General features: G+C 68.1%; 15 protein-coding genes. 7 read left to right on the forward strand and 8 right to left on the reverse strand.

Annotated elements, in window-relative coordinates:
• Nucleotides 1-4 precede the first annotated feature (4 nt).
• The 3 genes from H8S61_RS06355 to H8S61_RS06365 all read right to left on the reverse strand — a co-directional run bounded on the left by H8S61_RS06355 (nucleotide 5) and on the right by H8S61_RS06365 (nucleotide 6,794).
• Nucleotides 5-1,240, reverse strand: a complete 1,236-nt coding sequence (locus H8S61_RS06355) for a sensor domain-containing diguanylate cyclase (protein ID WP_255466495.1) — start codon at nucleotides 1,238-1,240, stop codon at nucleotides 5-7.
• A 138-nt stretch (nucleotides 1,241-1,378) separates the two neighbouring features.
• Nucleotides 1,379-3,043, reverse strand: a complete 1,665-nt coding sequence (locus H8S61_RS06360; RefSeq protein ID WP_186938370.1) for an MDR family MFS transporter — start codon at nucleotides 3,041-3,043, stop codon at nucleotides 1,379-1,381.
• A 172-nt stretch (nucleotides 3,044-3,215) separates the two neighbouring features.
• Nucleotides 3,216-6,794: an ABC transporter ATP-binding protein gene (locus H8S61_RS06365; protein WP_186938371.1), complete on the reverse strand. Its 3,579-nt coding sequence runs from the start codon at nucleotides 6,792-6,794 to the stop codon at nucleotides 3,216-3,218.
• Between the two features lie 261 nt (nucleotides 6,795-7,055).
• On the opposite strand from H8S61_RS06365, the gene H8S61_RS06370 reads away from it, so the two are divergent.
• The 6 genes from H8S61_RS06370 (at nucleotide 7,056) to H8S61_RS06395 (ending at nucleotide 14,303) form a co-directional block, all read left to right on the forward strand.
• Nucleotides 7,056-7,670, forward strand: coding sequence for a TetR/AcrR family transcriptional regulator (locus tag H8S61_RS06370; protein ID WP_009305934.1), 615 nt, complete (start codon nucleotides 7,056-7,058; stop codon nucleotides 7,668-7,670).
• Nucleotides 7,671-7,807: 137 nt separating this feature from the next.
• On the forward strand, nucleotides 7,808-8,458 hold the full coding sequence (locus tag H8S61_RS06375; RefSeq protein WP_009305933.1) for an MptD family putative ECF transporter S component: 651 nt from the start codon (nucleotides 7,808-7,810) through the stop codon (nucleotides 8,456-8,458).
• Nucleotides 8,455-9,216: an energy-coupling factor transporter transmembrane component T gene (locus H8S61_RS06380; protein WP_186938372.1), complete on the forward strand. Its 762-nt coding sequence runs from the start codon at nucleotides 8,455-8,457 to the stop codon at nucleotides 9,214-9,216. Before H8S61_RS06375 ends, H8S61_RS06380 begins: the two co-directional genes overlap by 4 nt.
• A gap of 5 nt (nucleotides 9,217-9,221) precedes the next feature.
• Nucleotides 9,222-10,712 (forward strand): ABC transporter ATP-binding protein, encoded by a 1,491-nt coding sequence (locus tag H8S61_RS06385; RefSeq protein WP_186938373.1) that lies wholly within the window; start codon nucleotides 9,222-9,224, stop codon nucleotides 10,710-10,712.
• A 52-nt stretch (nucleotides 10,713-10,764) separates the two neighbouring features.
• Complete coding sequence (locus tag H8S61_RS06390; protein ID WP_186938374.1) at nucleotides 10,765-12,573, forward strand: ABC transporter ATP-binding protein; 1,809 nt, start codon at nucleotides 10,765-10,767, stop codon at nucleotides 12,571-12,573.
• A complete protein-coding gene (locus tag H8S61_RS06395; RefSeq protein WP_186938375.1) occupies nucleotides 12,570-14,303 on the forward strand; it encodes an ABC transporter ATP-binding protein in 1,734 nt (577 codons plus the stop codon). The genes H8S61_RS06390 and H8S61_RS06395 overlap by 4 nt, the downstream gene beginning before the upstream one ends.
• Before the next feature lie 53 nt (nucleotides 14,304-14,356).
• Here the strand turns inward: H8S61_RS06395 and H8S61_RS06400 are convergent, their stop codons facing one another.
• The 3 genes from H8S61_RS06400 to H8S61_RS06410 are packed head-to-tail and all read right to left on the reverse strand — an operon-like array spanning nucleotide 14,357 to nucleotide 17,185.
• Nucleotides 14,357-15,850 carry an ABC transporter ATP-binding protein gene (locus H8S61_RS06400; protein WP_186938376.1) on the reverse strand — a complete coding sequence of 498 codons (1,494 nt, stop codon included), beginning with the start codon at nucleotides 15,848-15,850 and terminating at the stop codon, nucleotides 14,357-14,359.
• 10 nt (nucleotides 15,851-15,860) lie between these two features.
• Nucleotides 15,861-16,577 carry an energy-coupling factor transporter transmembrane component T gene (locus H8S61_RS06405; protein WP_186938377.1) on the reverse strand — a complete coding sequence of 239 codons (717 nt, stop codon included), beginning with the start codon at nucleotides 16,575-16,577 and terminating at the stop codon, nucleotides 15,861-15,863.
• Nucleotides 16,574-17,185 (reverse strand): MptD family putative ECF transporter S component, encoded by a 612-nt coding sequence (locus tag H8S61_RS06410; RefSeq protein WP_009305925.1) that lies wholly within the window; start codon nucleotides 17,183-17,185, stop codon nucleotides 16,574-16,576. The genes H8S61_RS06405 and H8S61_RS06410 overlap by 4 nt, the downstream gene beginning before the upstream one ends.
• Before the next feature lie 222 nt (nucleotides 17,186-17,407).
• On the opposite strand from H8S61_RS06410, the gene H8S61_RS06415 reads away from it, so the two are divergent.
• Nucleotides 17,408-18,379: a helix-turn-helix domain-containing protein gene (locus H8S61_RS06415; protein WP_009305923.1), complete on the forward strand. Its 972-nt coding sequence runs from the start codon at nucleotides 17,408-17,410 to the stop codon at nucleotides 18,377-18,379.
• A 26-nt stretch (nucleotides 18,380-18,405) separates the two neighbouring features.
• Here the strand turns inward: H8S61_RS06415 and H8S61_RS06420 are convergent, their stop codons facing one another.
• Together H8S61_RS06420 and H8S61_RS06425 are read right to left on the reverse strand one after the other, a co-directional pair.
• Nucleotides 18,406-20,223 carry an ABC transporter ATP-binding protein gene (locus tag H8S61_RS06420; protein ID WP_186938378.1) on the reverse strand — a complete coding sequence of 606 codons (1,818 nt, stop codon included), beginning with the start codon at nucleotides 20,221-20,223 and terminating at the stop codon, nucleotides 18,406-18,408.
• Nucleotides 20,216-22,003: an ABC transporter ATP-binding protein gene (locus tag H8S61_RS06425; protein WP_186938379.1), complete on the reverse strand. Its 1,788-nt coding sequence runs from the start codon at nucleotides 22,001-22,003 to the stop codon at nucleotides 20,216-20,218. The genes H8S61_RS06420 and H8S61_RS06425 overlap by 8 nt, the downstream gene beginning before the upstream one ends.
• Nucleotides 22,004-22,098 lie beyond the last annotated feature (95 nt).

The following is a 22,098-nucleotide window of genomic DNA, read 5'->3' on the forward strand; positions in this document are numbered from 1 at the left end:
GGCGCTAGGACGCCGCCGGCTCGTCGCGGTAGAACGCGTAGGTGCCGCCGCCCGCGCGCTTGGCGCAGTACAGGGCCTTGTCGGCCTTGCGGTACAGCTCTTCGTACGTGACGCCATCCTGCGGATACAGGGCGATGCCCAGGCTGATGGACACCGGCCCGTGGTCGTCGTCGGAGGCCTCGGCGGCCTCGCGCACCGCCGCACACATGCGTTGCGCGACGGCCTCCACCATGAGGTGCGACGAGATGCCCCGCAGGCACACCATGAACTCGTCGCCGCCCACGCGTCCCACGAGGTCGTCGTCGCGCACCGCGCTGACCACGCCCGCCACCGAATCCACGATCACGCGGTCGCCCGCCACGTGGCCGTAGCGGTCGTTCGTCGTCTTGAAGCGGTCGAGGTCGGCCATGATGAGCGCGTGCCCGTGATGGACTTCGGACCGCTCGATGATGCGCGTGCAACCGTCCTCGAACGTCGCGCGGTTCAGCACGCCCGTAAGCGCGTCGCGCTCGGCCCGCGCCTTTTGCACCAGCTCGCGCTCGTGCCGCTCGGTGGTGTCGCCGAACGCGACGACGGCGTACACCGGGCGGTTCTCGCCGTCGAACACGAGCGAGTAATCGACCTGGTACCAGCGGAACCGCCGCGTGTCGAAGTCCCGCATGCGCAGCATGACGCCCCCGCGCGGCACGCCTGCCTCCATATCGCGGTACAGCGACCGGTACAGCTCAACGTGCTCGGGCGCGATCATGCCGGCGGCGATGGCGCTCTCGGGAACGTTCACCATGCGCGCGGGCGCCGTCAGGTAGCCCTCCACCGCGCCCTGCATGGTGAGCGCGCGGTCGGCCAGATCGAACGTGGCGATGTTCTTGCCGCTCATCTGCGCGGCGATGCGAAACGCGTCCTCGCTCATGCGCAGGCGCTCGGAGGTGTCCATCCACGAGCTGGCATCCAGCACGAGGCAGGTGACCGTGCCGCGCCGCGCATCGTGACGGCACCGCGCCATCGTCCACAGCAACGTGCCGGTTGCCGTCTCCTGGTTCACCTCGATCTCGAAGTCCGTCTCGCCCGCCTCGATATGCGCGCGCAGCTGGCCGCAGAACGCGCACCAACCATGCGAGTTCCGCACGTCGAGGGGGTAGAAATCGTCGGGGGATCGACGCTGGTAGCCCAGCAGGCTGAAGAACTCGTCGTTGGCGTACAGCGGCTCGACCGCGCCCGCCTCGTATCGCACGCGGGCCATCCCTGCGGGGATTTCGGATTCGACAATCGTATCAAAAAATAGTTCGCCCATAAAAGTAGTATACCCCCCCCCCCGCCAAGGCAACAACCACAACCTTAACCTGTGAGCGTAGGTTGACGCCCGCGCCGACCGCTCGGGCTAGCGGCGTCGCGCGCCCTGCCGCCGCCGGGGGTCGTCCGCGCCCTCGTCGGCCCCATGCCCCGATCCGTCCACGGTGGTGGCCAGCCGCGTCTCGCGCAGGAACAGCATGAGCACGAGGCCCGCCACGGCCAGCGGCAACGCGAGCCAGAGCACGGGCGCGAGCGCGTCGCTGTAGGCGGCGCCCACCGCATGGCGCACGTCCGGGGGCAGCGCGTGCACGATGGCCGGCGTGAGCGAGTTCGCGTCCGTGCCGAGCGCCCCGACGCCGCCGACCGGCGCGAGGCGCTCGGCCAGGGCGCGCGCGAGGCCGCTCGTGAACAGCGCGCCCACGACGGAGGTTCCCAGCACCGACCCCACCTTGCGGAAGAAGCCCGTCGCCGCCGTGGCCATGCCCACGGCGGAGGCCGGGAACTCGTTCTGCACCACCAGCACGAGGATCTCGAAGTTCAGGCCCACGCCGAAGCCCATGACGGCCAGCAGGCCGCCGACGACGACCGCCGACGGGTCCTGGTCCACGGCGACGAACCCGACCATGCCTGCCACGAGCACGGCGAAGCTGACCACCATAAGCTTCTTGTACGTGCCCAGCTTGTTCACGAGGTAGCCCGACAGCAGCGAGGCGGCGAACCAGGCTGCGTTCATAGGCGCCACCAGGTAGCCGGCGGCGGTGGCGTTCAGGTCGTCGACGATCTGGAAGTACGTGGGCAGGTACGTGAGCACGCCGATCATGACGAACATCGTGATAGAGCTTGCGACGATGGAGATGTCGAAGTTCCTGTTCTTGAACAACGACAACGCCATGAGCGGTTCCCGTGCGCGGCGCTCCGCCAGCACGAACAGCGCGCTCGCAATCGCGGTGGCAACCAGCAGGCCGATGATGGTCGGCGAGGTCCACGCGTGCTCGTTGCCGCCCCACAAGGTTGCCAGCGTGAGCGCGGTCACGGCGGCCACGAGCGTCACGGCGCCGCCGACGTCGAACGGCGCCCTTTCCGCGGCGCGGCGCGGTTTCGGCAGGAAGACGGCGGCGATGACGATGGCGGCCAGCGCGAGCGGCACGTCGAACCAGAACGCCCAGCGCCAGCCCACCGCGTCGGCGAAGAATCCGCCCAGTAACGGCCCGGCCAGCATGGGCACGGCGTAGGCCACGCCCATGATGCTGAGGTAGAGCGCGCGGCGGCGCGGCGGCACCACGTCGGCCACGATGGCCTGCGAGAGCACCATGAGCCCGCCGCCGCCCAAGCCCTGCACGGCGCGGCCGATCACGAGCCCTTCCATCGACGGGGCCAGCGCGCACGCGGCCGAGCCCGCCACGAACAGGGCCAGCGCGCCGATGAACAGCCCTTTGCGGCCGATGAGGTCGCCCATCTTGCCGTACAGCGGCATGGTGACGGTGGCGGCCAGCACATAGGACGTGGTCACCCACAGCATGCGGTTCACGCCGCCCAGCTCGCCCACGATGGTGGGCAGGACGGTGGCCACGATGGTCTGGTTCAGGGTTCCCACGGTCATCGCCACCAGAAGCCCCGCGAACACGGCGGCGACCGAGCGCCGCGACAGCGGCGGATCGGAAGCGGGGAGGGCCGTCGGACAGCCGCCGCCCGCGGCGGGTTGCCGGCCGCCGCCGGGGACGCTCCCCTCCTCCGCCTGCCCGTCGTTCGCCATCGCCTGCTCCGTCCGCGCTCGCCTGCGCCCTCGTCCACGGCGCCGGAGCGCCCATCCAGTCGGGCAAGCTTTGCAGAGGGGAGGAACGCGCGTCAAGGGCTGTTGCCCGCTCGTTACCGCAGGTGAGCGGTTCCGTTCAGCGCGGCTCCCGCGGGGCGGGAAGCGGGCGGCGTCACGCCAGCTCGCGATCGGCCGCCCACATGCGGGCGTACTTGCCGCCCGCGGCCACCAGCTCGTCGTGCGTGCCCTGCTCGAGCACGCGGCCGTCGCCGACGACCGCGATCGAATCGGCCCCGCGCACGATGGCCAGCGTGTGCGCCACCATCACCACGGTCTTGCGCTTCGCCAGCAGGTTGGCGATGGCCTCCTTCACGGCCAGCTCGTTCTCGATGTCGAGCGAGGCCGTCGCCTCGTCCAGCAGCACGATGGGCGCGTCGCGCAGGATGGCGCGTGCGATGGACAGGCGCTGGCGCTCGCCGCCCGACAGCCGGCCGCCGTTCTCCCCGATGCGCGAGGCGTAGCCTTCGGGCAGGGCGCGCACGAACCCGTCGGCGTTCGCGAGACGGCACGCCTCCCGCACCTCGTCGTCGGTGGCGTCGGGCCGGGCGTAGCGGATGTTGTCCATCACCGAATCGTCGAACAGGAACACGTTCTGATCGACGATGGACACGCCCGCCAGCACGCTTTCCGGCGCGTAGGCCGCGGTGTCCGCGCCGCCGATGCGCACCGCGCCGCGCGCGGGCCGGTAGTACTGGGCGATGAGGTTGAGTGCCGTGGACTTCCCGCACCCCGAGTCGCCCACGAGCGCGGTCAGCTTGCCGTCTTCGCACGTCAGGCGCAGCCCCTCGAACACCGGCTCGCCCTTGCAGTAGGCGAACCCGACGTCGGCCAGCTCGATGCGCGATCCCGTCGCCGGCAGCGCGTCGAAGCCGCCCGCCTCCTCCGGCTCGTCCACCACCGCCTGGATGCGGCGCTTCGCGATCATGAGGTTCTTGTAGGCCGTCAGGTTCACGAAGATGCTGTTCCACACCTTGTTCATGAACAGCGGCAGCATGATGATCAGCAGGTACGGAACCGCGCCCAGCGCCCCGTCGAGGTACGCCGCGCCGCACATGAGGAACAGCAGCGGCTGGCACAGCCCCACGATGATGGACATGACCGCGCCGAGGGGGATGAGGGCCGCCTCGTACCAGAAGCTGACGTCCGAGTACTCCCGCATGCTGTCCACGATGGCCTCGTTCTTCACGCCGCCGATGCCGTAGGCGCGCAGCGTCTGCATGCCGGTCACGTGCTCGACGGTGCGGCTCGTGTTCGCGGCGCAGATGTCGCTTTTGCGGGTGCCGTAGCGTCGCACCTGGTGCCACGACAGCGCCATCGCGGGCACGATGAGCGCGAACGAGAGCGCCACGACCGCGCCCGCCGGCAGGTAGAGCCAGCTGACGAAGCCGGTGAGCATCACGGCCAGCGTGATGTCTTTGACGACGGATCCGGTGCGGTGGGTGAGGATCTGCTCGTAATCGTTCACGTTCGCGGTGAGCGCGTTGAGGTAGTCGCCGCTCGACCGCTCGGTGAACCGCGCGAGGGGGATGCGCTTGATCTTGTCGCCCAGGTACTGGCGCAGGTTGCGGCTGACCTGCGCCCCGCCGATCTGCCCGCGCACGTAGCCGTAGCCGTAGATGAGGAGCCGCAGCACGAACACGAGCGCGAGGGCGCCGGTGAATCCCAGCAGGGTGCCGAAGTCGGCCGCGCCGCTGAACACCTGCTGCATCACCAGGAAGATGAGGCCGAAGTTGCAGCCCGACAGCAGTCCCTCGATGACGGTGCACGCCACCGAGACGGAGAAGTCGCGGTTCTTCGCGAACACCGAGGTCGAGGCGGAGGCGGAGGCCAGGGCCGGGGCCGGGGCCGGGCTCGAGGGCGCTTGCGCGGACGCCGACGATGCGCCCTGCGGCTGCGCGGCGGCACGGTGGACGGAATCGCTTGCGGCGCGCTGCCGCGGCTCCGCTTCCGCCGCCGCGGCGCCGAACCCGAACGTGATGCGGCGCGCCCGCTCGTAGTCCGCCCATGCCTTGCGGTAGTACGGGCACGCGGCAAGCACCTCGTCGTGCGTCCCCACGGCCGAGATGCCGCCGTCCTCCACCACGGCCACGCGATCGCAGGTGCGCACCACGCCCAGGCGATGCGCCACGATGACCACCGTGCGGCCCGCGCAGAGGTTGGCGATGGCCTCGTCGATCTGCACCTGGTTCTCGGGGTCGGCCGCGCTGGTGGCCTCGTCGAGGATGAGCACGGGCGCGTCCTTGAGGATGGCGCGGGCGATAGCGATGCGCTGGCGCTGCCCGCCCGACAGACGCTCGCCCAGCGTGCCGATCTCGGTGTCGTAGCCGCGGGGGAGCCCCATGACGAAGTCGTCGATGCGCGCCTGGCGCGCCGCTTCGCGCACCTCGTCCAGCGTGGCGCGCTTGCCCATCCGGATGTTCTCGAGGATGCTGCCGCTCGTGAGGAACGTCTTCTGGAACACCACGGCCACGTGCGCCAGCAGGTCGTCGTAATCGAGGTCGCGCACGTCCACGCCGCCGATGCGCACCGTGCCCTCGGTCGCATCGTAGAAGCGGGACATGAGCTCGACGATGGTGGTCTTCCCCGCGCCGCTGGGCCCCACCACGGCCAGGCGCTCGCCCTGTTGTACGGCGAGGTTCACGCCGTGCAGCACCTCGCGCGTGCCGTCGTAGCTGAAGCGCACGTTCTCAAGCCGCACGTCGCTCTTGGCGGGAAACGGCGCGCCGCCGGCGAAGGCGGGCAGGTCCAGCAGCTCTTGCGCCTTGATCGCCCCGCTTTTCACCTGGGCGAACTTGCTGCCGATTTCCTGAAGCAGGCGAATTTCGGTCAGGTAGAGCGACCCGACGAACGCGAACAGCAGAAACGTGCTGCCCGAGATGGCCCCCGTGGAGAACAGGAAGCCGCCGAGCGGCACCATCACGAGCATGCCGCACTCGATGATGATGACGAACGCCGCGAAGCCCGGACCCGTTTTCCGCGCGATGTCGCACCACACGGCGTGCTCCTCGTCCACGGCGGACTGGAAGCGGCGAAACGACTTCGAGCCCATGTTCAGCGCCTTGATGACGCGCATGCCGCGCACGTACTCCACCATCACCGCGTTCATCCGCGACAGCGCCGCGCTCGCGCGCGGCATCACGCCGGCCATGCGCTTGAAGATGACGCCCATCACGACGAACGCCGCCGCGAACGGCACGAGCGTCGCCAGCGCCAGCGGCACGTTCACCGAGCACAGGAAGATGAACGCTGCGACGGGGCCGGTCAGGTACATGATCGCCTCGGTGATGTTGTGGGCCAGGAACAGCTCGAGCTTCTCGATGTCGTCCGACAGGACGGTTTTGATGGAGCCGGTCGACCGCTCGTCGAGCTGCCCGAGCGGCGCGTGCGCCAGATGGTCCACGACGCGGCACCGCACGCGGAACAGCGTGTTGTACGCGCCCTTGTGCGACAGCGCGCCCGCGCATCCGAAGCACGCGTACTGGATGCACACGCCCACCGCCACGACGAGCGCGTTCGACGTGACGACCTCCCACGTGCAGGTCCCTTCGTAGGCCGCCTTCATGATCTCGTACACGCCGTAGTACGGCACCATGGTCATAAGCCCCGAAACGAACGCGAACACGACGGCCGCGATCAAGTACTTCCGGTCGGGTCCCGCCCACTTCAATATCAATCTGATCGGACTGTTCATGCAAACTCCTTGCACCTGTGAGATATCGTTCGGCTGCAAGGATAGAACACGCGAAACAGAAGTTTGCCCGCTGCAACTTCGCGCGTCCGATGCAACTCAACCGCCGTCCGATCGTCGTACCGAAGCGTTCCGTCACCGGCAACGGAGACACCGCGATTCGAGGATGATCGCCCATCTTTTCCTTGACAGAGTTAACCGTGTATGACATTATTCGTAACGTCGTTATCGATAACATTGTTATTGATGAGAAGGGATCGGGATGTGAAGCAGGTTGAGGAAACGCGCGGCCTCGTGCTGCAAAGCGCGCAGCGAGAGTTTCTGGACAAGGGATACGAGAAGGCGAGCCTGCGCAGCATCGCGCAGAACGCCGGCGTGACCACCGGCGCGCTGTACGTGCGCTTCCCGAACAAAAGCGCGCTGTTCGCCGCGCTGGTCGAACCCGTATCCGCGCACCTGCTCGGGCTCTTCCGCACGGGCAACGACCAGGGGTTCGAGCAGCTGGACGAAGGGCGCCCCGAAGACATGTGGAGCACCTCCGAAGACGTGATCACCCGCATCGTCGACTACATCTTCGAGCACAAGGAGCCGTTCGACCTGCTGATAAACCACGCGGCGGGAAGCGGCTACGAGCACTTCCTCGACGATCTCGTAGAGGAAGAAGTCAGCCAATCGCTCGCCTACCTGGACGCCATGCGCGAGCGCGGCCTTGCCTGCGCGAGCCCGTCCCACGACGACCTCCATGCGCTCGTGAGCGCGGAATACTACGCATTCTTCGAAATCGTTCGCCACGACACCTCGAAAGAGGACGCCGTTGCGCGCATCAAACTCATCGTCGACTTCTTCCGCCCCGGCTGGGAGAACCTCTTCGGCGGGTGATGCCGTCTTTCCATGACCACTAGTTAGCTCAAACTAACAAAAGCAGTCCGCTCGAACACCCGCGCACGACGGGCCTTCCTTCGTGCGCCCGATTTCCACCAGCCCGGCCCGACAGGCCCACCCGAAAGGAGAGCAGCATGAGCACCGAGAAAACCATCGACACCACCCGAGGCGCACGCGGGCGCGCCTCCAAGAAGAGCATCGCAACCCGCGACGTCATGACCGTCGCGGCCATGATGGTGCTGACGTTCCTCGTATGCATGGTCACGGGACCCCTGACCATGCCGTTCCCGTTCGTGTATCTGTACCTGTGCGCCGGCATCCAGATGTTCCTCTGCGCGACGTTCTACCTCGTCGTGGCGAATCGCCTGAACAAGCATGGCGTCTTCCTCGTGTGGGGCATCGTGTACGGCACGGTGCTCGCGCTTTCAGGCTACGTGTTCCTGCTTCCCTACTTCGCCGGCGTCGCGGCGATCTGCGAGCTGGCCATGATCGGCAAGGATGCGTACCGCAGCCCCGTGCGCAACACCGTCGGCTGGACCATCTGGGCGGTCGGCATGGTCATCGGCAATGCCGTGCCCGTCTGGGCTGCGTGGGACGCCTACGTGGCGAAAGCGACGACCGACGGCTTCACCGCCCCGGTTCTGACCATGCAGCTCGACCTGCTGTCGAACCCGCTGCACCTGCTGGGCGCCTGCGCCATCACCGCCGTGCTGGCCGTGCTTGGATGCCTGTTCGGCAACCGCCTGCTCAGGAAGCACTTCAAGAAGGCGGGTATCGTGAAATGAGCGGCGCCGTGCACCCTGCCGCGCCAGCCGAGGCCGCTCTGAACGCGCCGACCCGTCGGGACGGGGCAACCCGGCAGCACGCCCGCATCCGCGAGGTCAACGTCCTCTCGTTGCTCGCGATCATCGTGTGCACGTGCGCCGTGACCTTCCTGTCCACCAGCACGATGCTGCACGTCGCGTTCACCTGCGCCCTTTTCGTGCTCATGGCCGCGATGGGCTTCGCAAGGGCCGGTGCCGGGTTTCTGCTCGCGTTCGCGGTGACGCACGCATGGCTCGCCCTCAACGTGCGTTTCGACATCGGGTTCCCCTCGCCCATGGCGTTCACCTTCGTCCTGGAGATGCTACCCCTCCTCATGCCGGTGTACCTGCTCGTGCAAGCTCCCTCGGGAAAGCTGATGGCAAGCTTGCGCCAGCTGCCCATCCCCTCCCCCGTGCTGCTCGCCGTCATCGTCATCCTGCGCTTCATGCCTACCATGCTGTCCGAGCTGGCCGACGTGCGCGACGCCATGCGCACCCGCGGCTTCCTCCGCTCGCCGGCGCACGTCTTGGCGCATCCGCTCGCAACGCTCGAGTTCGGCGTGGTGCCCATGGTGTTCCGCTCGCTCACCATCGCCGACGAGCTGGCTTCATCCTGCATCGTGCGCGGCATCGAGAGCCCCTGCGCGAAGCAGAGCTACTATGCGCACGGCATGCGGATCGGCGACGGAGTGCTCATGGCGGGATTCGCGATCGCCTCGATCTTGATCGTGGTGGGGTGAGCGACATGATGCCGAACCACGACCCGCAGGCGCCGGCCATCGAACTCGCGCACCTGACCTTCGCCTACGAAGGCTCCGCTCCCCAGCTCGAGGACGTGAACCTGACCGTCCAACCCGGCGAGGTGGTGGTGCTCACCGGGCCCTCGGGCGGAGGCAAGAGCACGCTGACCCGCGTGGTCAACGGCCTGGTGCCGTCCTTCTACGAAGGCGAGCTGACCGGGACGGTGCGCCTCTTCGGGCGCGAGGTCGACGACATCCCTTCGTGGGAACGCGGGCTCACGGCGGGCAACGTGTTCCAAGACCCCCGCAGCCAGTTCTTCGCGAACGAGGTGGCGGGCGAGATCGCGTTCGGGTGCGAGAACTACGGGCTCGATCACGAGCTGATCGTCGAGCGCGTGCACGGGGCGGCAAGCGAGCTGGACATCGCCCCCTTGCTCGAGGAGAAGGTGCGCCTGCTGTCGTACGGCATGCGCCAGCGCGTGGCCATCGCCTCCGCGAAGGCCATCGACCCGCCCCTCTACGTCATGGACGAGCCCTCCGCCAACCTCGACCACGAGGCCACCGAGCAGCTCGGCAACCTGATACGCGCGCTCAAGCAGCAGGGAAAGACCGTGCTCCTGGCCGAGCATCGCCTGTACTATCTGCGCGGCATCGCCGACCGCATCGTCTACCTCGCCAACGGCCGCATCGCCGACTCGTTCACGCCTGCGGAGCTCGTCGCCCTCGACCCCGCGCGCATCGAGGCCCTCGGGCTGCGCAGCGCGAACCTCGAGGGCCTGACCGCACCCGCCAGGAAACGGACCTGCGCGGCCCCGCACGTGCCGCCGCTGCTCGAAGTCGAGGGGCTGCGCAAGTCCTTCGGCGAGCGGATCGTGGCCGACGACGTGAGCTTCGCCTGCCGCCCCGGCGAGATCGTCGCCGTGGTGGGCCCCAATGCCACCGGGAAGAGCACGCTGGGAAAGCTGCTCGCCGGCCTCGTGAAAGAGGACGGCGGCACCGTGCGCGTGGAGGGGAAGAAGCTCGCGTCCGGACGGCGCCGCGGGCGCATATGGTACATCATGCAGGATCTGGACAGCCAGCTGTTCGGCGAAAGCGTGCGCGACGAGCTGCTGTGCGGGCAGAAGGCAACGCCCGAGCGGACGGCCCGCGCCGACGAGGTGCTCGATGCGCTGGGCCTGGGCGCGCTTGCCGACCGCCACCCGGCAACGCTTTCGGGAGGGCAGAAGCAGCGGCTCGCCCTGGGCGTCGCGCTCATGCACGACGCCTCCGTCATCGTGCTCGACGAGCCCACGAGCGGCTTGGACGGAAAGAGCATGCGCTCCGTCGGCAGGCAGATCGAGAAGCTCGCGCGCGAGGGCCGCGTCATCCTCATGATCACGCACGACGTGGAGTGCGCGGTTGCCACGTGCGACCGCGTCCTGCACCTGCGCGACGGGCGGGTCGCGCAGGACTTTCCCCTCCGCGACGCCGAAGAGCTGCTCGCCGCCATGCGGTGACCGCGCCATCCGATCCCAACGCCCCTACCCCACCGAGAAAGGGGGTGCAACCATGCACCCGGAAGAGAACGCCCGCACCCAGAAACGCCCCGAAGCCGAGCAACCCGCCCAGCGGCGCTCCGGCATGGCCTACCTGCTCCACCTGGCAGGACGCTACCGCCTTCATCTGGCGCTGTCCGCGCTGTTCAGCGTGATGAGCGCCCTGTGCTCCTTCGTGCCGTTCGTCATGGTGTACCAGGTGCTGCTGTTCCTCATCGAGGGGAACGCCGACGCGGGCGCGGCGCTCCAGTACGGCATCATCGCCGCCGTGGCCATCGTGGGCAAGTTCGCGTTCGCCATCGCCTCGGGCGCGTGCTCGCACATCGGGGCCTTCAACACCCTGTACCAGGTGCGTGCGCAGATCAGCCGGCACATCGCGAAGGTCAGCCTCGGGTTCTTCGATCAAACGACCTCGGGCGCTCTCAAAAAGGTGATCATCGAGGACGTCGAGCGCATCGAGAAGTTCCTCGCCCACCAGATCCCCGACATCGTCGCCGCCGCCTGCACGCCCGCCATCATGTTCTGCTACCTGCTCACCTTGAACGTGCCCATGGCTCTGGGCATGCTGGTTCCCGTGGTGCTGGGCGTTGCCGTGCAGCTGTTCGCTATGGCGGCCACCGGCAAGCAGATGCCCACGTACCACCGGCTGCTCGCCAAGCTCAATGCGGCCATCATGCAGTTCATCAACGGTATGCCCGTGATGAAGGCCTACCGTCTGGACGCAAAAGGCTACCGCGAGTACGCCGATGCCGTCACCGAGTACAACGAGTTCTGGAAGCAGTGCACCAAGAGCCAGGGCTACTCCTACGGCGTGTTCGTGGCCATCGTGGAAAGCGGCATCCTGTTCGTGCTGCCTTTGGGCGGCGTGCTGTACCTGCAGGGCTCCCTTTCGGCCGCCGACTACCTGTTCTTCATGATCATGAGCATGGTGTTCCTGTCCAGCCTCCTGAACCTGCTCACGTTCGCCATGACGTTCAACCAGATCATGAGCGGCATGGAGCGCATACAGGACATCATGGACCTGCCCGAGGCTTCCGAAGGCACGCTCGCGCTCGATCCGACGAAACCGCACGCGGTGGCGTTCGATCACGTCACGTTCGGCTACGGCGCCGCCGAGACCAACGCGCTCACCGACGTCAGCCTCGATCTGCCCGCCGGCAGCCTGACCGCGTTCGTGGGCCCCTCGGGCGCCGGCAAGACGACCGCAGCCCAGCTCATCCCCAAGTTTTGGGAAACGCGCCAAGGCGCGGTGCGCATCGACGGCCACGCCCTGTCCGAACTGCGCACCGACAACCTCATGGATCTGGTGTCCTTCGTGTTCCAAGAGGCTTTCATGCTCGACGACACCCTGTACGAGAACATCAGGCTCGGCCGACCGAACGCCACGCGCGAGCAGGTGGAGGCCGCCGCGCGGGCCGCGCAGATCCACGACACGATCGAGGGCCTGCCGAACGGCTACGACACGCTGCTGGGAGAGAACGGCGTCAAGCTGTCCGGCGGCGAGCGGCAGCGCGTGTGCATCGCTCGCGCCATCTTGAAGGATGCACCCATCATCGTGTTCGACGAAGCCACCAGCTTCACCGACATCGAGAACGAGCACCGGATCCAGCTTGCGCTCTCGCACCTGCTGACGAACAAGACCTGCATCATGATCGCCCACCGCCTGCACACCATCGTGCATGCGGACCAGATATGCGTGTTCGACCACGGCCGCCTGCGAGAACGAGGAACGCACGATTCCCTGATCAAGCAAGACGGCGCCTACGCCCGCATGTGGGACGCCTACACGCACCGCACGGAGAAGAAGGAGTCGCTGGCATGATAACGCTCATCAAAACCGTCCGAACCGTAGCGGGCGACAAAGCCAAGACCCTCGTGCTGCCCATCGCGCTTTCCTGCGCGGACTCGCTTTTGCACATGGGCATGTTCGCCGTCATGATCGCAGCCATCATCAACCTCGTCGCCGACGCGTTCAACGCCGAGCTGCTTGCGTTCTACAGCGGCGCGCTCGTCGTGCTGTTCGTCGTGCGTGCCGCGCTGTACGCGACGAACTACGCCCAAACGCAGTTCCGGGGCGCGGACATCACCGCCGACCTGAGACTCTCCATCGGCAACCATCTGCGCAGGCTGAACCTGGGGTACTTCGACAAGAACAGCATCGGCCAGCTCGCATCGGTTCTCACCACCGACGTGAGCGACTTCGAGCAGACCATCACCACCTCGCTGGCGAGCTTCTTCAAGGTCGTCTGCTTCAGCGTGCTCGCATGCGCGTTCGCCTTCGCCATCAACTGGCTCTACGGGCTGATCATCCTCGCGATCGTCGTCGCCTCCCTGCCGCTTGCGCGCCTGGGCGGGCGCGCGGCCAGCAAGGGCGGCGTCCGCTATCGCGAAAGCGTCCACGCGGTCATATCCCGCATCATCGAGTATATCAACGGCATCAAGACGTTCAGGCTCTACAATCTCACCGGCCGGCGCTTCGAGCGGCTCGACCGCAGCTTCGCCGATTTGAAGCGCGAATCCATTCGCATGGAGCTGTCCATCATGCCGTTCTCGGTGCTGTTCTCCGTGGCCACCTCGCTCATCGTTCCGCTCGGGCTCGTGGCGGGCACGCTCATGTTCATGGACGGCCAACTCGACGCGCCCCGCCTCATCGCGGCGGTCATGATCGCCGTATCCATCTCCAGCATGATGACCACGCTCGGCGTGATCTACCCCGAGCTGAACTACCTGGCCAAAGCGGCGGAGAGCATCGAGCGGATACAGGCCGAACGCCCCCTTGCGTACCGCGACGGCAACCCCCGTTTCACGAGCTTCGACGTGCGGTTCGACGATGTGCGGTTCGGATACGCCGACGGCAAGGAGGTGCTGCACGGGGTGACGTTCGCGGCGCAGCCCGGGACGCGCACCGCGCTCGTCGGGCCTTCGGGTAGCGGGAAGACCACCGTCATCAGCTTGATCTCGCGGTTCTGGGATGCGAGCAGCGGCAGCGTGCGCGTAGGCGGGCACGAGGTGCGCGACATCGCGCCCGACGCGCTGGCCGAGCAGGTGGCCGTCGTGTTCCAAGACGTGTACCTGCTCGCCGATACCGTGGCGAACAACATCCGCGTGGGCAAGCCGGATGCGACGCAGGAGGAAGTGGAAGCGGCCGCCCGCGCCGCGCACTGCCACGACTTCATCGAGGCGCTGCCGCAGGGCTACGACACCCTGGTGGGCGAAGGCGGTTCCACGCTTTCCGGCGGCGAGAAGCAGCGCATCTCCATCGCGCGAGCGCTCATCAAGAACGCTCCCATCGTGCTGTTGGACGAGTCGACCTCGAGCCTGGACGCCGACAACGAGCACGAGATCAACCGGGCGCTCGACGTGCTCATGGCGGACAAGACCGTCATCGTCATCGCCCACCGCCTGGACACCGTGGAGCGCGCCGATCAGATACTGGTGCTGGACGACGGTCGCGTACGCGAGCGGGGCACCCACGACGAGCTGCTCGCGCAGGGCGGCTGGTACGCCCACGCCATCGCCGAACAGGAAAAAGCCCGCAGCTGGACGGCATAAGAAGCACAGGAAAGCGGGGGGCAAAGCGCCGCGCTCCCTCGGCAACCCTCGTATCACCCCTTCTCCAGCAGCGCCCTCACCGCTTGCAGGTCGCCCTCCACGACGGCTTCGGCGGCTATGCGGCCGGCTTCCACGCGAACGGCCTTGTCGCAGGCTTGGCCGATGAACTCCAGGTCGTGGGTGACCACGAGCACGGCGCGGCCCTCGTCGGCCAACCGGCGCACGAGCGCCGCCACCGTGCGCATGCTGCCCAGGTCGAGCCCGCTCGTGGGCTCGTCGAACACGAGGAGGCGCTTGCCGGTGGCGATGCAGGCCGCCACGGCGAGGCGCTGCTTCTGGCCGCCCGACAGCGTGGCGGGGTGGCGCTCGGCGTACGCCGCCAGCCCCAGGCCGTCGAGCACCTCGTCCACGCGCGCGGCGTCGGGCGCCTCAGCGCCCGTCAGCCCGAAGCCCACTTCGGCGCGCACGCTGTCGGCGAACAGCTGGTAGTTCACGTCCTGGAACACCATCGAGCAGGCGCGCAGGCGTTGCTTGGGCCCTGCGGGCGCACCGTCGATCGTCGTCGCGCCCGCGCTTTCCCGATGCAGCCCCACGATGGTGCGGCACAGGGTGGACTTCCCCGCGCCGTTGGCGCCCACGAGCGCCGCCACTTCGCCCTCGCGCAGGTCGAGGTCGATGCCGTGCAGCACCTCGCGCTTGCCGTACGAGGCGTGCACGCCGCGCAGGCGCACGAGGGGCGCCCGCGGCTCGCGCGCATCGCCCGGCGACCGCCGCTCGCGCGCCCGCTCGTCGGCCAAAGCGCGCACCCGCAGCCCCAGGTCGCGCACCTCCGACGACGGCAGCGCCCGAAACGCCGCGCCGTCGAAGCGCCGCGCGATGCGCCCCTCCTCCATGACCACCACCTCGTCGGCCACGTCGGCCAGCCACCACAGGCGATGCTCGGCCACGAGCACGGCCGCGCCCTGCGCCTTCGCGTCCAGCAGGTAGCGCCGCAGCGCCGCGATGGCCGCCTCGTCCAGGTTCGACGTCGGCTCGTCCAGCACGAGGTTCGCCGGATGGGGCGCCCACGAGCTGGCGTACGCGATGCGCTGCTTCTCGCCGCCCGACAGCGAGAAGATGCTGCGGTCGGCCAGCTCCTCCAACCCCAGCTGGCGGATGGTATCGTGCGTGCGCTCGCGTATGCGCTCCTCGGGCCACGCCATGCTCTCCAGCGAAAACGCCACCTCGCCCGTGGAATCCACGTTGAAGAACTGCGTGCGCGGGTTCTGGAACACCGAGCCCACGCACGCGGCCACCTCCCAGCTTTCGAGGACGGCCACGTCGCGCCCGTCCACCAGCACGCGTCCCTCGAGCGTCCCCGGGAAGAACGAGGGCGCCAACCCGTTCGCCAGCCTCGTCACCGTGGTCTTGCCGCAGCCGGACGCGCCGCACACGAGCACGCACCGGCCCGCCTCCACGCGCAGGTCGATACCGCGCACCCCCTCGGGCGCGCCCGCGCCTTCCGCAGGCGCGCGGTACGCGAAGCTCACATCGTCAAACTCGATCATCGTCTCGACCTCACTTCCCCACGCCCAACAGGCTGCACGCAAGCGCCGCCACGACCACGCCCACGCCGGCGGCCACCAGCAGCCCGTCGGACGCGCGGAACTCGATATGCGTGTAGCACGTGCGCTGCGCCGGGTTCTCGATGCCGCGCGCCACCGAGGCCATCGACAGCTCGTCGGCCACGTTCGACGCGCTCATCATGAGCGGCACGTACAGGCACTCCACCGTCATGCCCGATCGACGCAGGAATCCGGCCAGGCTGGCGTTCACGCCGCGCATGCGCATGGCGTCCGAGATGAAACGCCAGTCCTCGCGGATGGCCGGCACGTAGCGCAGCATCACGGCCAGCGGGATGGTCACCTGGCGCGGCACGCGCATGCGCGAGAACGCGCTCATGAACTCGTTCACGTGCGTCGTGGACACGATGACGGCCGCCAGAAGCCCGCACGGGAACACCTTGCGCACCAGCATGAAGAACGACGACAGCATCGTTTTCAGCACGCCGGCGTCCAGCTGCGCCGTGGCCAGCATGCACGCCATCATCACCGCGTACAGCCCCAGCATGCCCAGCGCGAGCCGCCCCTTTCCCAGCGCGATGCCCAACGCCACGCTCAGCAACATCAGGAGCGCCTCGAACCACAGCCCGGGCGACAGGAACACTGCGACGGCCCACAGCAGAAGCAGCGCAAGCTTGGCCCGCGGATCGGGCCGGAACGCGCGATCGATCATGCGGTGACGCCCGCCTTCTCGAACTGCTTCTTCAGCAGACGGCGTCCCACCAGCGCGCTCACCAGGGCGCACACCAGCGTCAGCGCGATCATGCCCGGCAGCACCCAGCCCGCGCCCGTGGACACCATCGTGTCGAGGTACGCCTGCTCGGTGCCCTTCCCGGCCAGGTAGGAAGTGTAGCCCGACGGGTCGATCCACAGCATGAGGTAGGACCCCATGGGGTTGAGCGAGAACACGAGGAAGCTCACGAGGTTGAGGTTCTTGTTGCGGAATCGGCCCGCACCGGCGATGAGGTCGGCCACCACGCCCAGCACGACGAGCGCCACCGCCCACAGCCAGTACATGCCCGTCACGAACATGATGAGCCCCTCCACCACGCCCAGGATGATGATGGGGCCGTGCTTGGGCACCTTCGCCACCAGCAGCAGGTAGATGGGGCCGGTGAGCAGGGCCGCACCCGCCGGCATGAGGAACGTCAGCACGGGGTTCGGGGCGAACAGCATGCTGCCCACCATCATGAACACGAAGTACAGGGCGATGAACACGCCGCACGTCACCAGGTCGCGGGCGGTGAGCCCCTTCTTGTCGGATTGCATGGCTGAACGCATGACAGACCTCCTTCTGATTCGTTTTCATGCGGAAAAAGATAGCCTCGGTTAACAATGGTGTATCATACGCGGAGGGGCGGAAACGACGTCGCGCATGCGCGCCCGCGCGTCCGAACGTCGCACCGCCGCGTCCGATCGTCGCACGCGGCGCGCCCCTGCGGCGCACGTCCCTGCGGCCGACCGCCGCGCCGCCGCGAACAACCGCATGAAGGAGCAGAACCCATGGAGCACCGCCCGCCCTCGCACGACATCATCCACGCCCCGTCGCTCGAGCAGATCGGCTTCGAGGAATACGAGCCGCCGGAGGGCTTCTGCCCCCTGTGGCGCTCGTACCGGGGCGAAGGCGAAACGTCCGGCAGCTTCCACATCCTCGCGCCCTCCGATCGCTGGCAGATCGCCATCCACGACTTCACGCTGCTCCACGACACCGTCATGGAGTTCGAGCTGCCCGAATACCTGAGCGTGGCCTGGTACGAGTCCATTTCGGGAGAGGAGTTCACGCCGTATCGGCGGCTGCGGGCGAAAAGCATCTGGGGATTCTACAGCGGCGACGGGGGCTGGCGCGGGCTCGTGCACGGCGGCGTGCCCGTGAAGGCCGTGTCCATCGAGGTACGGCCCGAGATGTCGCGCGCGTACCTGGAGCGCGAGTACGACGGGCAGTTCGAGCGCGTGCGCGACGCGTTCGCCTCGCTGAGCGACGACGGCGACTCCCCCGAGCTGCGCGCCCTGCTGGCCGGGCTGTGGCCCCGCCCGGGCGACGAGCATCGCAGCCAGCTGTATTACGAGGGCAAGGTGTTCGAGGCCATGGGGCTCATCGTCGAGCGCACGAAAGCGCGCCGGGACACGTCGGGACGCGCCGTCGCGCCCGAGGACCGCGAGCGCATCCAGGCCGTGGCGCTGTACATCGACGACCACTGCGCGAGCGCGCTCACGGTGGACGACCTTGCGCGGGCCGCATGCATGAGCCCCACGAAGTTCAAGGAGTGCTTCAAGGCGGTGACCGGCTCCACGCTCACGCGCTACGTGCAGAGCCGCCGCATCAGCCAGTCCGAGGGGCTGCTGCGGATGCCCGACCTGTCAATCGAGCAGGTGGCGCACGCGGTGGGCTACACGTGCGCCAGCCGTTTCAGCGAGCTGTTCCGCCGCGAGACCGGCCTGCTGCCCAGCGAGTACCGCCGGGGACTGGAGCGGTAGGAGGCGCGGCGGCCGGGGCGGAGCCGCTAGGACGCCGCGGGCATGGGCGCGTCCTCCGCGGGCGCAGGAGCGACCGCGTCGTCGCTCGCGATCCGCCAGCCCTCGGCGCGCCGGCGGATCTCCACGAAGCGGCGGTACGTGCCGCCCTCGGCCATGAGCTGGTCGTGCGTGCCCCGCTGCGCCACCGTGCCGCCGTCGATCACGAGGATCTGGTCGGCGTTCTCGATGGTGGCCAGGCGGTGCGCGATCACCACGACGGTCTTGCCCGCCGTCAGCTGGCCGATGGCCTGCTGGATGAGCTGCTCGTTCTCCGGGTCGACGCTTGCGGTGGCCTCGTCGAGGACGACGATGGGCGCGTCCTTCAGCAGCGCCCGCGCGATGGAGATGCGCTGCTTCTGGCCGCCCGACAGGCTGCTGCCGCCCTCGCCCACCACGGTGTCGTAGCCCTGCGGCAGCTCCTCGATGAAGTCGTGGCAGCACGCGCGCTTCGCGGCGGCCACCACCTCGTCGTGCGAGGCGCCGGGGCAGCCGAACGCGATGTTCGCCTCCACCGTGTCGTTGAACAGGTACACGTTCTGGAACACCATCGAGAAGTTCGCCAGCAGGCTGTCGCAGGTGAACTCGCGCACGTCGTGGCCGCCCACCCGCACGCTTCCGGCGCTCACGTCCCAGAAGCGCGCCATGAGGTTCGCGATGGTGGTCTTGCCCGAGCCGGACGGGCCCACGATGGCGCACGTGGTGCCCTCGGGTATGGCGAAGCTCACGTCGTGCAGCACCGTGCGCGCCTCAGGACCCTCGTCGTAGGAGAACGCCACGTCCTCGAACGCGATGTCGAAGCGGTCGAGGTCGAGCGCGCGCCCGTCCTCGTCGATGAAGCGCGCCTGCTCGATCTTGTCGAGGCGGTCCAGCACGTCGTTCAGGTCGCCCAGCATGTGCGCCGAGTCGGCCACGCCCTCCACGCCGCCGAAGATGGTGAACGAGAGCAGGGCGATGGCCAAGAACATCCACAGCGGCAGCGTCCCGCCGAGGCACGCCCAGGCCGCGAAGCCCACGAGGGCCACGCTGGCCAGCTTGAGCGCCACGAGGTGCGCCACGTTGAACGGCGTGAAGCCGAACTCCACGTCGACGCGGGCCTTCTTCGCCTGGGCGCACGCCGCGTACATCGGCTGCAGCGCGGAGCTGCCGCGGCCGTACGACTTCGCCGTGCCCAGCCCGCGCGCGAACTCCACGATGGCGCCGGACAGGCGCTCGGAAGCCTCGTGCGTGGCCGGCGTGAGCTTCCGGCTGCGTCGGTTGATGCCCGCCAGCGCGAGCGCCGACAGCCCCACGCCCGCCAGCGCCGCCAGCGCGCAGCGCCAGTCCATCACGGCCAGAAACGCGATGACGGCCGCCACCGACACGTAGCCGTTCACCACGGCGTCGATCATCTTCATGCCGTTCAGCTCGAGCATGCCCAGCTCGGTGGTGGTGGTCGCGAGGATGTCGCCCGTCTTCATGCGGGAGAAGTAGCCCAGCGGCACGCGCTTGAGGATGGTGCCGATGCGGATGCGCACCTCGGGCGCCACCTCGTAGCCGATGCTCTCCTGCAGACGGTTCTTGCCGTACGAGAACGCGAACCGGGCGGCGATGCACGCGACGATGGCCGCCAGCGACAGCCACACCGCCGACGGGTCGAGCGTCGAGACGCCGCGCGCGTCGTCCACCACCTGCGCGAGCATCCACGCGGCCAGCATCACGGGGGCCGCCGTGGCCCACGTCATGAAGAACGAGCACACGCAGCCCAGGTACAGGTTGCGCCGGTACGGTCCCGTCCACGCGATGATGCGCTTGAGCGCTTTAAGCATCGAGGGCCTCCTTTCGGGAAACGGCAGACCACGCCTTCGCGCACACGTGAGCCTGCCACATGGACGCGTAGAGCGGGCAGGCGGCAAGCAGCCGGTCGTGCGTGCCGTGCGCGACGATGCGCCCGCGATCCACCACCGCGATGTCGTCGGCCGCCGCCACGGTGGACAGGCGGTGCGCGATGACCAGCAGGGTCTTGCCGCGCGTCAGCCGGGCGATGGATTGCTGGATGCGCTCCTCGTTCTCCGGGTCGGTGAAGGCCGTGGCCTCGTCGAGCACCACGATGGGCGCGTCCTTGAGGATGGCGCGGGCGATGGAGATGCGCTGGCGCTCGCCTCCCGACAGCGCGTGCCCCGCCTCGCCGGCCGGCGTGTCGTAGCCGTGCGGCAGGCGGCCGATGAAGTCGTCGCAGCAAGCGGCGCGCGCGGCGGCCAGCACCTCGTCGTCGGTGGCGTCGGGCTTGCCCATGCGGATGTTCTCGCGAAGCGAGCAGTCGAACAGGTAGTTGTCCTGCGCCACGAAGCTCACGAGCTGCGACAACTGATCCAGCGGCATGTCGCGCACGTCCACGCCGCCCACGCGCACCGCGCCCGCGCCCACGTCCCAATGCCGCGCGATCAGGCGCGCCAGAGTGGACTTGCCCGAACCCGACGGCCCCACGAGCGCGCAGAACGACCCGCGCGGCACGCGCAGGCTCACGTCGTGGAGCACCTCCTCCCCGCTCTCGTACGAGAACGACACGTTCGCCAACTCCACGCCCTCGTCGCGCACGGCCGCGCGCTGCGCAGGCTCCGGCAGCTCGGGCAGGTCGAGAAACTCGCTCGCGTCGGCCACCGCGTACTCCATCGCCTTCGCCTCGTTGAGGAACGATGACAGCTTCATGAGCGGCGCCACCACCGCCAGCGCCAGCACGAACTCCAACCCCAGCTCGGCCGGGGTGACGTCTCCCGCCAGGTACAGCGCTAGCCCGACGGGCAGCACGCCCAGCAGCGTGGTCGGCAGGATGGAGAACGCGAGGTTCATGCTGACCCAGGTGGCCTTGAACCAGCCCAGGGTGAAGTCCTTGAACGAGCGGACGGCGTTGGCGTACTTCTGGTAGGAGTTCGAACCCTGGTTGAACGCCTTGATCACCTGGATGCCCTCCACGTACTCCACCATCACGCTGTTCACGTGGTTGCCCTCGGCCATGTAGGCGGCGTACATCCTGTTGTACGCCCCCAGGCCGCTTGCGAACACGACCAGCCCGATGGGCACGGTGACCAGGCACGCAAGCGCGATGCGCCAGTCGATGAGCGCCATCCACACCGCGATGGCCGCCGCCAGCAGCACGTTGCCCGAAAGCTCGGGGATCATGTGCGCCAGCGGCACTTCCACGCCCTCGATGCGATCGACGAACACGTTTTTGATCTGGCCGATGCTTTTCGACGCCGCGGTGCCGAGGGAGGTCTTCATGAGCTTCTCCACCACGTCGTCGCGCAGCGATTCGAGGATGGTGTACGCGGACACGTGCGAGAGCAGCGTCGATGCGCCGAACAGCACCTTCGACGCCACGTAGCCCGCCGCGGCCGCGCCCGCCCAAGCCAGCACGGCACCGCCGTCGGGCGCGGGGGCGATCATCTCGTCGATGATGCGGTACACCGCGTAGAACGGCACGAGCCCGGCCGCCACGCTGGCCACCGAGCACAGCAGCGAGACCGCCATCTTCCCCCGGCAGCGGCCGGCGTACGAAAGCAGCACGGCCAGCCACGATGCCTTCGCGGGCGTTTCTGTCACAGGAGCCACCAAAACCACCTTCTCAGTTGGGAATGCGAACGCTCCCGACTATACGGCTCCCAGCAGGCACGTTCCGCTCCATCAAGCCAGCCCTGTTCCAATCA

The sequence above is a fragment of the Eggerthella hominis genome, from assembly GCF_014287365.1.
In the GTDB taxonomy this organism is placed as follows: domain Bacteria; phylum Actinomycetota; class Coriobacteriia; order Coriobacteriales; family Eggerthellaceae; genus Eggerthella; species Eggerthella guodeyinii.

Excerpts from the sequence above, each read along its gene's own strand:
- H8S61_RS06355 (WP_255466495.1), bottom strand. The coding sequence starts at position 1,240 with ATGGCCCGCGTGCGATACGAGGCGGGCGCGGTCGAGCCGCTGTACGCC.
- H8S61_RS06360 (WP_186938370.1), bottom strand. The coding sequence starts at position 3,043 with ATGGCGAACGACGGGCAGGCGGAGGAGGGGAGCGTCCCCGGCGGCGGC.
- H8S61_RS06365 (WP_186938371.1), bottom strand. The coding sequence starts at position 6,794 with ATGAACAGTCCGATCAGATTGATATTGAAGTGGGCGGGACCCGACCGG.
- H8S61_RS06375 (WP_009305933.1), top strand. The coding sequence starts at position 7,808 with ATGAGCACCGAGAAAACCATCGACACCACCCGAGGCGCACGCGGGCGC.
- H8S61_RS06380 (WP_186938372.1), top strand. The coding sequence starts at position 8,455 with ATGAGCGGCGCCGTGCACCCTGCCGCGCCAGCCGAGGCCGCTCTGAAC.
- H8S61_RS06385 (WP_186938373.1), top strand. The coding sequence starts at position 9,222 with ATGATGCCGAACCACGACCCGCAGGCGCCGGCCATCGAACTCGCGCAC.
- H8S61_RS06390 (WP_186938374.1), top strand. The coding sequence starts at position 10,765 with ATGCACCCGGAAGAGAACGCCCGCACCCAGAAACGCCCCGAAGCCGAG.
- H8S61_RS06395 (WP_186938375.1), top strand. The coding sequence starts at position 12,570 with ATGATAACGCTCATCAAAACCGTCCGAACCGTAGCGGGCGACAAAGCC.
- H8S61_RS06400 (WP_186938376.1), bottom strand. The coding sequence starts at position 15,850 with ATGATCGAGTTTGACGATGTGAGCTTCGCGTACCGCGCGCCTGCGGAA.
- H8S61_RS06405 (WP_186938377.1), bottom strand. The coding sequence starts at position 16,577 with ATGATCGATCGCGCGTTCCGGCCCGATCCGCGGGCCAAGCTTGCGCTG.
- H8S61_RS06410 (WP_009305925.1), bottom strand. The coding sequence starts at position 17,185 with ATGCGTTCAGCCATGCAATCCGACAAGAAGGGGCTCACCGCCCGCGAC.
- H8S61_RS06415 (WP_009305923.1), top strand. The coding sequence starts at position 17,408 with ATGGAGCACCGCCCGCCCTCGCACGACATCATCCACGCCCCGTCGCTC.
- H8S61_RS06420 (WP_186938378.1), bottom strand. The coding sequence starts at position 20,223 with ATGCTTAAAGCGCTCAAGCGCATCATCGCGTGGACGGGACCGTACCGG.